The 11,689-nt window shown below is 68.9% G+C and carries 10 protein-coding genes; 6 read left to right on the plus strand and 4 right to left on the minus strand.

The window, feature by feature from the left end; translation table 11 throughout:
• Positions 1–92: 92 nt before the first annotated feature.
• Positions 93–875, plus strand: coding sequence for an ABC transporter substrate-binding protein (locus tag FOZ70_RS12170; RefSeq protein WP_021156310.1), 783 nt, complete (start codon positions 93–95; stop codon positions 873–875).
• A 1,142-nt stretch (positions 876–2,017) separates the two neighbouring features.
• The gene (locus FOZ70_RS12175) at positions 2,018–2,404 is read left to right on the plus strand and encodes a GtrA family protein (protein WP_021156312.1); all 387 of its coding nucleotides are present in this window, start codon (positions 2,018–2,020) and stop codon (positions 2,402–2,404) included.
• Between the two features lie 28 nt (positions 2,405–2,432).
• On the opposite strand, the gene FOZ70_RS12180 is transcribed toward FOZ70_RS12175, so the two are convergent.
• Together FOZ70_RS12180 and FOZ70_RS12185 are read right to left on the minus strand one after the other, a co-directional pair.
• Positions 2,433–3,914 (minus strand): sigma-54 dependent transcriptional regulator, encoded by a 1,482-nt coding sequence (locus tag FOZ70_RS12180; RefSeq protein WP_042972653.1) that lies wholly within the window; start codon positions 3,912–3,914, stop codon positions 2,433–2,435.
• A gap of 453 nt (positions 3,915–4,367) precedes the next feature.
• The gene (locus FOZ70_RS12185) at positions 4,368–5,285 is read right to left on the minus strand and encodes a metal-dependent hydrolase (RefSeq protein ID WP_059484191.1); all 918 of its coding nucleotides are present in this window, start codon (positions 5,283–5,285) and stop codon (positions 4,368–4,370) included.
• Positions 5,286–5,857: 572 nt separating this feature from the next.
• Here FOZ70_RS12185 and FOZ70_RS12190 point away from each other — a divergent pair.
• The 3 genes from FOZ70_RS12190 (at position 5,858) to FOZ70_RS12200 (ending at position 8,737) form a co-directional block, all read left to right on the plus strand.
• Positions 5,858–6,199, plus strand: coding sequence for an FKBP-type peptidyl-prolyl cis-trans isomerase (locus FOZ70_RS12190; protein WP_021164331.1), 342 nt, complete (start codon positions 5,858–5,860; stop codon positions 6,197–6,199).
• Positions 6,200–6,234: 35 nt separating this feature from the next.
• Positions 6,235–7,008 (plus strand): AraC family transcriptional regulator, encoded by a 774-nt coding sequence (locus FOZ70_RS12195; RefSeq protein WP_219705952.1) that lies wholly within the window; start codon positions 6,235–6,237, stop codon positions 7,006–7,008.
• Between the two features lie 280 nt (positions 7,009–7,288).
• Positions 7,289–8,737 carry an MFS transporter gene (locus tag FOZ70_RS12200; RefSeq protein WP_219705953.1) on the plus strand — a complete coding sequence of 483 codons (1,449 nt, stop codon included), beginning with the start codon at positions 7,289–7,291 and terminating at the stop codon, positions 8,735–8,737.
• 10 nt (positions 8,738–8,747) lie between these two features.
• Here FOZ70_RS12200 and FOZ70_RS12205 read toward each other — a convergent pair whose 3' ends face one another.
• Positions 8,748–9,683, minus strand: coding sequence for a hypothetical protein (locus FOZ70_RS12205; RefSeq protein ID WP_059591704.1), 936 nt, complete (start codon positions 9,681–9,683; stop codon positions 8,748–8,750).
• Positions 9,684–9,751: 68 nt separating this feature from the next.
• Positions 9,752–10,222, minus strand: a complete 471-nt coding sequence (locus FOZ70_RS12210) for a helix-turn-helix domain-containing protein (RefSeq protein WP_196485908.1) — start codon at positions 10,220–10,222, stop codon at positions 9,752–9,754.
• A gap of 153 nt (positions 10,223–10,375) precedes the next feature.
• Here FOZ70_RS12210 and FOZ70_RS12215 point away from each other — a divergent pair, with 153 nt between their 5' ends.
• Positions 10,376–11,611 (plus strand): MFS transporter, encoded by a 1,236-nt coding sequence (locus FOZ70_RS12215; RefSeq protein WP_059857263.1) that lies wholly within the window; start codon positions 10,376–10,378, stop codon positions 11,609–11,611.
• Positions 11,612–11,689 lie beyond the last annotated feature (78 nt).

Consider the following 11,689-nt stretch of genomic DNA (forward strand, 5'->3'; position numbering starts at 1 on the left):
TTAATGGCCGTGCGGACACCGCGCGCAGATGCGGCTCGGGTCCGTGAAACCGTGTCGCACAGAACCGGAAGCACCCCGCCAAGGAACGCACCATGAAGAGACTGATTGCCGCTGTTTCGATCGCCCTGCTCGCGGTATCCGCAGGCCCCGCCGTCGCGAAGGACTGGACCACCATCCGCTTCGGCACCGACGCCAGCTACGCGCCGTTCGAGTCGAAGGCGCCGGACGGCAAGCTCGTCGGCTTCGACATCGACCTCGGCAACGAGATCTGCGCGCGCCTGAAGGCGAAGTGCGTGTGGCTCGAGAACGATTTCGACGGGATGATTCCGGCGCTGAAGGCGAAGAAGTTCGACGCGGTGCTGTCGTCGATGTCGATCACGCCGCAGCGTGCGCAGCAGATCGGCTTCACGACGAAGATCTACAACCAGCCGACGCGGCTCGTCGTGAAGAAGGGCTCGCCGCTGCTGCCGACGGCCGAATCGCTGAAGGGCAAATCGATCGGCGTCGAGCAGGGCACGACGCAGGAAACGTACGCAAAGGCGTACTGGGGCAAGCAAGGCGCGAACGTCGTGTCGTACCAGAACCAGGACGGCGTGTACGCGGACCTGACCTCGGGCCGCCTCGACGCGGCGCTGCAGGATGAAGTACAGGCCGCGATCGGGTTCCTGAAATCGTCGCGCGGCGCGAACTACACGTTCGTCGGCCCGGAGCTCGTCGACGAGAAGGTGCTCGGCATCGGCGCCGGCATCGGGCTGCGCAAGGAAGACACCGACCTGAAGGCGAAGATCGACGGCGCAATCCTCGACATGGTCAAGGACGGCACCTACAAGCGGCTCGCGTCGAAGTACTTCGACTTCGACATCTACGGCGGCTGAAACGGCGTCGCGCGCGTACGGGCGCCACTCCCGTCGCGCGCGTCCGACCGCCCCTCCCCTCACCACCGGACGGCAACGGCATGACGCCGTTTGCCGTCGCATCGAATGCATCATCCGTCGCACGCGCGGCAAGACCCTCGCGCTTCATTCGGATTGCAGATCAATCGTTCGCGGCGACGATGCCCGGCGCGAACGGATATCGTGCGGCTTCGGTCAATAGGCGAAGACCGGGCGTCGAGGTACCGGCGCCCGAGCGCACATGCCCTTGCGAATCGGGTTCGCGTGCAGGAAAGTACCGACCCGGCGTGGATGACCGGCAATCAGCCGGATCCGCCTCGCACCGGGCGCGGAGAGATGGCCTGTCGATGCATGCCGGCCGGCCGAGAGAGCGACATGCGACCGGCGATGCTCAGCATCACTGCGATCGCGGCCTGCCGGCCGCGGCGTGTGGCGATCGTTCATTTTTCTACCCCGTGTCAGTCTGATGGTTGTTCCGGCAACCGGACCAGGCCGGTGCCCCGACGATCAGGCGACGACGCTCCGTGCTCGCCGGAACGCGGCTGTTGCGCCGCGCTCCGCCGCCGCATCCCCGCGGACCGTGTCCTGGCCGGTACTGACAGGGTTCGCTGCCGAACCGGACGGACCGTGCATCGTCGACTTTCGCACGCCCACTTTCGCAAGGAGCGGGCCAGCTTCGCGCGAGCCCGTCCGGACAAGGGGCCGGCCGGGCACCGTGGCGGCCGGGACGAGTGCCGAATGCGGGAAGTTACGAAACTGAAACACGCGGCGCGCGGCACGCGCGGGCCACGTGGCGGCCCTGGCTTGCCGGATAAGGCTGAACAATGAAGCACGGCATTTTTACCGATGGACGGCCGGCCGTTCACGCCGATTCGCCGCGAAAATTCGCATGGCCGCCGACGCGAAATGTTTCATGCGCTTTACATGCCGCCGGCAGCACGCGGGCCGCGGGTTGCCCGCACCATCCATCCGCCGGTGCCGGGCCGGCCGGGCACACGGCTATACTGCGAAACCGGCGCGCGTCGTGTCCGCATCGGCGCCTCCGACCGGCGGATGCCGTGCCGCACGACGACGCTGCACACCGCCACACACGCCGCCCCACCGCCCGAACGATCGCCCCGCCGATGATCCGTACCCTCTATATCGCCGAACGCGCCAGACTGATTCGCTTCGGTGTGTCGGGCCTCGGTTCGACCGCGCTGCATGCGTTGATCGCGGCCGCGATGTTCGCGCTGTTCGACGCAACGCCCGTGACCGCGAACGCGGTCGCGTTCGCCTGCTCGACCGCGTTCTCGTATCTCGCCAACACGCTGTGGAGTTTCTCGTCGCCCGTGACGTGGGGCAACTTCATGCGCTTTCTCGCCGTCGCGATGGTCGGCCTCGTCGTGACGATGCTGCTTGCGCACGGCGCCGTGGCGCTCGGGCTGGCACGCGCGTGGAGCGTCGTCGCGGTCGTGCTGTGCGTACCGCCCGTCACGTTCGTGCTGCACCGGCTCTGGACCTATCGCTGAACCGGCTCACGCGTCGCACGTGCGCCGCTCAGCCGACCCGCTGATGCCCCGCGTCGCCGGACGGCGCGCCGTCGTGCCCGCCGTTGTCGCCGTTCCCGCCGTTGTTGTCGTGATCGTTCAGCCCGTGCTCGATCATCATCCGGTAGAGCGTCACGCGCGAAATGCCGAGTTCGGCGGCGGCCTTGTTGATGCGGTGATCGTTGCGCAGCAGCGCATTCTCGATTGCGGTGCGCTCGGCGAGCGCCCGCGCCTGTTCGAGCGTCACGGGTTCGGTTTCGCCCGGCGTATCGAGCCCGAGATCGTGCGGCGTCAGCAGCCGGCTCTCGGCCATCACGATCGCGCGCCGCACGCGGTTGATCAGCTCGCGCACGTTGCCGGGCCACTCGTAGCGCCGCATCGCGTCGAGCGCGGCCGACGTGAAGCCGCTGATCTTGCGGCCGCTATCGGCCTTGTATTTCTGCAGTACGTAGTGCGCGAGGATGTCGATGTCCTTGCCGCGCGCGCGCAGCGGCGGCTCGTGGATGCGCAGCACGCACAGGCGGTGATACAGGTCGGCACGAAAGCGCCCGGCCTCGACCGCGCCGTCGAGATCCACGTGGGTGGCCGAGATGATCCGCACGTCGACTGGAATCGATTCCTGCCCGCCGAGCCGCTCGATCTTCCCTTCCTGCAGGAAGCGCAGCAGGCTCGCCTGGCTTTCGACCGGCATGTCGCCGATTTCGTCGAGAAACAGCGTGCCGCCGTTCGCCGATTCGATCCGGCCCGCGCGCCGCTGGTTCGCGCCGGTGAACGCGCCGCGCTCGTAGCCGAACAATTCCGACTGCAGCAGGTGATGCGGAATCGCGCCGCAATTGATCGCGATGAACGGCCCCTTGCCGCGGCCGGAACGCTCGTGAATTGCGAGCGCCGTCAGCTCCTTGCCGGTGCCCGACTCGCCCGAGATGAACACGCTCGCGTCCGTCTTCGCGACCTTGCGGATCGTGCTGAACAGCTGCTGCATCGCCTCGCAGTTGCCGATCATCCCGTGTTCGCCGATCGACGCCGCGTAGGCCGCGCCATCGACGCGATCGAGCGCGGCCATCCCGCGCGCGTGGCCGAGCACGTGCGAAATCCACTCGTACGGCAACGGAAGGGTCACGTAGTCGAAGCAGTAGCTGCGGATCAGCTCGCGCACAGCCGGGCCGATCGTGACACCGGCCTGGGCGATGGAAATCCAGCCGATCGACGGCTGGCTCAGGCATGCCTTCAGCGCGGGATACTCGCGCGACGTGAACCCGGAGAAATCGACCAGCCCGGCGGCGACGCTCACGCCGGACGTCATGTTCTGCGCGGCGCCGGCGGTCTTCGCGACGGAGATTTCCCAGCCCAGCCCGCGCAGTTGCGCAAGCAACGGCTCGTCGGGCGAACGCATGATCACGAACAGCTTGCGTCCATCCTCGGGCGCGGTGACGGACACATGCGTCATCTCGGGCACCGTGTGCCCGTTTGCCTCAGGTGACCTAGCAACCATCGTTGTTCCCCGCTTGGCATTGGTATCGCGCGCCCGGCTCGCCGCCGCTTGCGACGAACCTCGATCGAACCGACATATTGGCCGCATTTCCGTCCGAATAAAATCCCCTCGTGCATGAATCGCGCGTGAGGTGGACAGTGTCATCAACGGTATATCGATGTGGCCGGCGCGCGGCTAGATGGGTGTTATCCCGGTGGCGTGCGCGGCGCGCGCGGTCCACGGGCGGCCACGCGACGCGCAAAGCCGCGCCGGTGCTGGCGCTCGGCGTTCGCGGGCGATGCGGCACCGACAGGATCGGCCCGGCCGCGCATGCGTGCGCGGCCGGTCGGCCGGCCGCCGGGATGCCCGCCCGGCCGGTTCGAATTGATTTCGGTCAATCGTCAGAGGAAGCCGGCTGATGCAGGAACGCAACACGCCGGGCCCGATGCCGCGCACGCCGGCGCAGCGGCGGGATCAGCGACCCGATGCGAGCGGCGCCGGCGCGTTCGCACGGCCACGGCCGGCCGGCGTGCCGCCGTGTTCGCCGTAGGTGGCGGCAAGCGCGTCGACGCGCGCGAGATGGTGATGATTGTCGTGGTCCCACGGATGGAAGCCCGGCCGGAAGAAGCTCAGCCATTCGCCGGCGATGCGCGGGAACAGCCCGCGGCGCGGCCCGTACAGGAACGCGATCATCCGCAGCATGCCGCGCACGTGATGGCCGGCGCCGCGATCGCGCCACAGCAGCGTCGCGTGCATCAGGAACACGGTCGGCCAGAACGTCAGCGTCGTCAGCAGATACACGCCGATGCGGATCAGGTAACGACGCAGCCCCGGCGCCATCGCGGTGTTCCACACGTCGAACGACACGGCCTTGTGCTCGGTTTCCTCGAGCGCGTGCCAGATCCACATCTGGCGGTAGCCTTCGACCGAACCCTCCAGGCGCGTCGGGTCGCGCAGCAGCCAGTCGGCAAGCATCGCCGTGTAGTGCTCCGCCGCGACCGTGTGCGCGAGCTGCACCGAATGCGGCAGCTTGCGCTTCATGTAGCCGAGCACCGCCCACACACGCTTGTCGAGCTTGCGCGCGGGCAGGTGGTTCGCCTGCATCAGCTCGTTGTACTCGATGTGCTCGCGCGTGTGCATCGCCTCCTGGCCGATGAAGCCGAGCACCTGCTGCTTCAGCACGGGATCGTCGATCCGGTCGCGATAGTTGCGCACCGAATCCATGAAGAAACGCTCGCCGGCCGGGAACAGCAGCGACAGCGCGTTGAAGAAATGGGTCACGTGCGACCCGAGGCCATGCCAGTCCTTCGCGCGTTCGACCGGCAGGTCGAAGCGCAGGTCGCGGCGCACCGGCATGATCCCGGCTGCGGTGGCGGAAGCGGCTGACTTCATGTTCATCGTTCTCCTGGTTCCGGAGCGGCCCGGCGCGTCGTCCGACGCGGGCCCGGGCGGCACATCGCGCACCGGCAAAATCTTGACATCGACAGCTGTAAAGATAGGCCGCCCGCGGCGGCGCGCGCAAGCCGCGCGGTAGATGCGCGCTTCCAAACAGGGCACGGTCGAAAAGGCGGAAAAAACGGCGTTCGAGCGGCGTCCGGACACGGCGGGATTCGAACGCACGTGAACGCACGCGAGCCGTTCGCGGCAGTCGGCAGCGCATCGCAGCGGTGGCCCGAAAGCCCCGTGTGGCGGGCATTTCACGGAATCCGGCAACCCTGATCGGCACGTTGCCGAGCGCGCCGGTAGCACCGATTCATACACGCGTCGCACTCGCGCGGTGCAACCTCGGTCGCGGGGCTGGCCGGAAATTCAAACGCGCGTTCCATTTGCGTTCCGCGCGATCGCGGCCGCGACGGCCCGCCGCCGTCCGCGATACGCGTGCGACCGGCCGAAAGCCATGAGCGGCGGCCCGCAGCGCGCTCGCCTACAATAGCGGTTTTACCCATCCTTTTTCAGGAGAAGTCATGTCTGTCATCACGACCGAATCGGGCCTCAAATACGAAGACCTGACCGAAGGCACCGGCGACGCAGCGCAAGCCGGCCAGACCGTCAGCGTCCACTACACGGGCTGGCTGACCGACGGTCAGAAATTCGATTCGAGCAAGGATCGCAACGACCCGTTCGCGTTCGTGCTCGGCGGCGGCATGGTCATCAAGGGCTGGGACGAAGGCGTGCAGGGCATGAAGGTCGGCGGCGTGCGTCGCCTGACGATCCCGCCGCAACTCGGTTACGGCCCGCGCGGCGCAGGCGGCGTGATTCCGCCGAATGCGACGCTCGTGTTCGAAGTCGAACTGCTCGCCATCTGACACGGCACACGAGCCCCCGGCTGACGCCCCGCCCCGTGGCACACCTTCCGTCCCCCACCGTCGCGCTGCAACGCTACGACACGCTCGAAGCGTCGGACGTGCACGACTTTCACCAGATCGTGCTCGGCATCGACGGCGCGATGGTGATGGCGGTGAACGGCGTCAGCCAGCGTCTCGACCGGCACCGCGCCTGGCTGGTTCCAGCCGGCGCGCGCCATGATTACGCGGGCCTCGGCGAGAATCGCCAGCTCGTGCTCAATCTTCCCCTCGCGTCACTCGCGGTGCCGCAGCGGCTGTTCGACAGCGCGCGCGCCGTGGCAATCGATCCGGCCCTGACGTCACTGGTCGCGCAGATCGCGGCGGCGGCCGCGCAATTCGAAGCGCCTGCCGCCGACGCGCCGCATGCGGCCGCGCACCGTTTCCAGTGGCAGGCCGCCGCCCGGCTGTGCGGCGCGCTGCTCGACGAACGCGACATCGCCGCGCCCGCATCGGGCCTCGATTTCGCGCGCATCGACCGCTGGCTGCGCGCGCGGCTCGCCGAGCCGCTGCGCATCGCCGATCTCGCCGCGCACTGCGGCTACGGGATGCGCCGCTTTCATCAGCTGTTCGTCGATGCGTTCGGCGAAACGCCGCATCGCTACCTGCAGCGGCTCAGGCTCGACGCGGCGGTGATCCTGCTCGCGGATGGCCGGTATCCGCTCGTCGATATCGCCGGGATGGTCGGCTTCGCGGATCAAAGCACGTTTACGCATGCGTTCACGAAGCGCTTCGGCGTTGCGCCGGGTCGCTGGCGCGGCGAGCGGCATTGAACGCCGCCAAGGTTCCGCGCTGAGCGAGCGTCAACACGGGTCGTAGCGGCACGGTTGGGCACGCGGCGCTCACGTCGGCCCGAGCGCAGCATGCTTCGCTCCTGCTTCGCTCCTGCTTCGCTCCTGCTTCGCTCCTGCTTCGCTCCTGCTTCGTCCCTGCTTCGTCCCCTGCTTCATCCCCGCTTCGCCCCGCTCGCCGCCCTGCTGCTTCGCCCCCGGCGCTTCGACGCTTCACGTCCCGCTGAAACATCGCCGGCCGCCCGCGCCCTACGATTGGCGCATGGACACGACCCTCCCCTCCTCCGCCTTCCAGCCCGCGCTCGCCCGCGTCGTCGCGACCGTCAGCACCGGTTTCGTCGTCACGCAGCTCGACGTGACGATCGTCAACATCGCGCTCGCGCATCTCGCCGGCGACCTGCGCTTGCCCGTCGCCGGCCTGCAGTGGGTCGTCGATGCGTACACGCTCGCGTTCGCGGTACTGATGCTGTCGGGCGGCGCGCTCGGCGACCGCTTCGGCGCACGCCGCCTGTACATCGCCGGCCTCGTGTTGTTCGCGCTTGCGTCGCTCGCATGCGGCGCCGCGACCGCGCCCGCGATGCTGATCGCGGCGCGCGCACTGCAAGGCGTCGGCGCCGCGGCGATGCTGCCCAATTCGCTTGCCCTGCTCAACGACGCGTGCCGGCACGACCCGCGCCTGCGCGCGCGGGCCGTCGGCTGGTGGACGGCGGCCGGGTCGATTTCGATCGCGGCCGGCCCGGTCGTCGGTGGCCTGCTGATCGCGGCGTGGGGCTGGCGCGGCATCTTCCTCGTGAACCTGCCGCTGTGTGCGGCCGGGCTGGCGGCCGCCTTCGCGTGGATACCTGCGCGCCGTGCGGCGGCAACGCCGGCCGCGCCATTCCGCTCCGTCCGCGCACTCGACCTGCGCGGCCAGTTCATCGCGATCGCGATGCTGACCGCGTTGACCGGCGCCGTGATCGAATGGCGTCCGCTCGGCTTCACGCATCCGGTCGTCGCCGGCGGTTTCGCGCTGGCGACGCTCGCCGCGCTCGCATTCGTCGCGGTGGAAACGCGGACGGCCACGCCGATGCTGCCGCTGTCGCTGTTCCGCCATCGCACGTTCAGCGCGGCCGTGCTGTTCGGGATCTGCGTGAACCTCACGTACTACGGCACCGTGTTCGTGCTCGCGCTGTACCTGCAGCGCGCACGCGGCGAGTCGGCGTTGCAGGCCGGCCTCGCGTTCCTGCCGCTGACGGGCGGCTTCCTGCTGTCGAACCTCGCGAGCGGCCGCGTCGTGGCGCGCCACGGCCCGCGCGCGCCGATGCTGGCGGGCGCGCTCGTCGCCGCGTTCGGCTACGGATCGCTGCACTTCATCGACGCGTCGACGCCGCTGGCCGTCCTGCTCGTGCCGTTCCTGCTGATTCCGTCGGGCATGGGTTTCGCGGTGCCGGCGATGACGACCGCCGTGCTCGCGTCGGTCGCGCCCGAACGGGCCGGCATCGCGTCGGCCGTGCTGAATACCGCGCGGCAGGCCGGCGGCGCGATGGGCGTGGCCGCGTTCGGCGCACTCGCCGGCGGCGGCGGCGCGGCGCAGGTCGTGGACGGGTTGCGGATCGAAACGGCCGTGTCGGTCGCGCTACTGGCCGCCGCCGCGCTGCTCGCGACGCTGGTTCGGCCCGATGCGCATCGCGGCGCATCGTCCGTGCGTCAGGCCGTGCCGGCGGCCGATTGAACGGCTGCGGTCATGCGTCGCCGGGGTCCCGCTGGATCAGGTGACGCCACGGAAACACGTTGTCCTTGAAGTGACTCACGTAACCGCCGCTGCCGGCCTGGATCACCATGAACGACAGCCGCGGATGCAGCGCCTGCAGCGCTTCGAGCGCCTCCCGGTCGAGACAGGTGTTTCTCAGCGTCAGCCTGCGGAGCCGCTGGCCGGCGCGGCTCTTCAGCAGGCGCTCGTAGGCGTCGAACGACGTCACGCTGCCGGCGTCGCGCTCGCGTTTCCACGTCGAATGCAATGCAGTCGACTCGGAGAAATCGAGCCAGCCGAGCGACGGCAGGTTGTCGCAATCCGCGAGACGATCGATGAACTGCTGCGTGTCGTCTCCGCCGCCGATGCGCAGCCGCTCGAGATGCGCAAGCGGGACATCGAAGAAACGCGCATCGGGCGCGTTCGGCACCGTCAGCTCGGCGAGAAACGGCGCCTTCGCGGCAAAGCGGGCAATCTCGCCGCCTTCCTGCATGATCAGGTCGCGGCGCACGATCATCGACTGGTTGTGATCGGCCGGCTCGGTCGGCCGCACATACAGCGAGCGCAGCATCGGGAAGCGCGCATCCGAATCGAGCAGCGGCCCGAAATCCCATTCGCGCGTACCGTTCGCCCCTTCGTCGATGCCGCTGAACGCGAGGTCGGTCACGAGATCCGCGACGTCCCGCAACGCCAGACACTGCAGCGTCCAGTCGAACGGTTCCTCCCAGGCGCCGCCGAAGTACCGGACGTGCAGCCCCGCCCGCATCGGCGCGACCGTGACATGGTTGAAATCGGTCTGCCACAGCGGCTCCGCGGGATCGGCATGGTCGCGCCCGTCCTCGGCGCCCTCGCGCTCGCAGAAATCGTGAATGCGTCGCTGCAGGTCGAGTAACAGCCGATAAGCGGCGGAATCCAGCGGATGGGACATGGCGATGCAGCTCCGGTCGGCGACGATCGCGACAGTCTATCCGACCGTGCAGCCGTCGCGCACGACGCTCATCGCCGCCGTGCGCCCGCTTCGTCGCCGACCTTCTTCACGACCGTCTCGCCCGCCTTCACCGGCCGGCCGTCGTCGTGGCGCAGCGCAAGCTTGCGGATCGCGCGCCCCGTCTGGCGGTCGACCAGCACCGAATGCGGCTCGCCTCGCGCGAACAGGTTCGCTTCGCCCCACTGCCGCAGCATCACGATCACCGGGAACAGCCCTTCGCCCTTCCTGGTCAGCACGTACTCCTGATACGCGCTGCCGTCCGACGCCGGCACGACGTCGAACACGCCCGCATCCACGAGCATCCTGAGCCGGTCGGACAGGATGTTGCTCGCGACGCCGAGGCTCGCGCGGAAATCGCCGAACCGGCGCACTCCGTCGAACGCATCGCGCACGATCAGCAATGCCCAGCGATCGCCGACGATATCGGTCGCCCGCGCCACCGGGCACGGCGAATCCGCAAGACTTTTCTGCCTGGCCATGTGCCTCTCCGCAATCTTTCCGGCCGCCTTTTCGGCAACACCGGCCATCCGTGCACGGACGTTTCGCCCGCCGCACAACAGGTTGCATTTTAAAACTACTTTTCCTACACTCACACCAGTTTCAATTTGCAACTACTTTGCGCGAGGAAATCCATGGCGTCTTCCTGTCGTTCCGGCACCGTTGCATCGAACGCATCCGCGCCTGCCGCGCATCCGGCCGCAGTCGGCACCCTGTCCACGGCGCGCGTCGCGACGCTGGCCGTATGCTGCGCGGCCAGTGTCGCGAATGTCTACTACGCGCAGCCGCTGCTCGATTCGATCGCGCGGGATTTCGGCGTGTCGCAGGCGGCCGTCGGCGGCGTCATCACCGCGACGCAGCTCGGCTGTGCGCTCGCGCTGCTGTTCGTCGTGCCCCTCGGCGACCTGCTGAACCGCAAGCGCCTGATCGCCGTGCAGCTCCTGCTGCTGACGGCGGCCTGCATCGGCGTCGCCGCCTCGTCGACGCGCATCGCGCTGCTGGCAGGGATGGTCGCGGTCGGGCTGCTCGGCACCGCGATGACGCAAGGGCTGATCGCGTGCTCGGCCGCGCTCGCGGGCGCCGGCGAACGCGGGCGCGTGGTGGGTGCCGCGCAAGGCGGTGTCGTGGTCGGGCTGCTGGCCGCACGCTCGCTGGCCGGCGTCGTCACCGACATCGCGGGCTGGCGGGCCGTCTATCTGGTATCCGGCGCGCTCGCGATCGCCATGCTCGCCGTGCTGTCGCGACTGTTGCCGGACGAAAACGGGCCGCGCGAGCGCATCGGCTACGCGGCGCTGCTGCGATCGATGGTGTCGCTGCTGCGCGACGAACGCGTGCTGCGCGTGCGCGGCGCAATCGCGCTGCTGATGTTCGCGGCATTCAGCATCTTCTGGAGCGCACTGGTGCTGCCGCTGAGCGCACCGCCGCACGCGATGTCGCATACGCAGATCGGCGCCTTCGGCCTCGTCGGCGCACTGGGCGCGGCGGCCGCCGCCCGCGCGGGCCGGCTCGCGGATCGCGGGCGCGGCGAAGCGACGACCGGCGCCGCGCTCGCGCTGCTCGCGTGCTCGTGGCTGCCGCTCGCGTTCGGCGATTCGTCGATTGCATGGCTGGTGGTCGGCATCGTGCTGCTCGACGTCGGCGGGCAGGCCGTCCACGTCGTCAACCAGAGCATGATTCTCGGCACGCGGCCCGATGCGCACGCGCGCCTCGTCGGCTGCTACATGCTGTTCTATTCGGCCGGCAGCGGGCTCGGCGCGATTGCATCCACGATGATGTATGCGCGCGCCGGATGGACGGGCGTCTGCGTGCTCGGCGCGGTCGTGAGCGTGGCGGCGCTCGGCGTCTGGGCCGCGACGCTCAGGCGCACGTGACGCGTGCCGGCGTCGCGCATCGGATAGGAAGAACCAGCCGGCCCTGCGCAGGCGGCCGGCACGCGAACCGGCCGCGCA

It is taken from the genome of Burkholderia sp. COPS, from assembly GCF_019425585.1.
Taxonomy (GTDB): Bacteria; Pseudomonadota; Gammaproteobacteria; order Burkholderiales; family Burkholderiaceae; genus Burkholderia; species Burkholderia cepacia.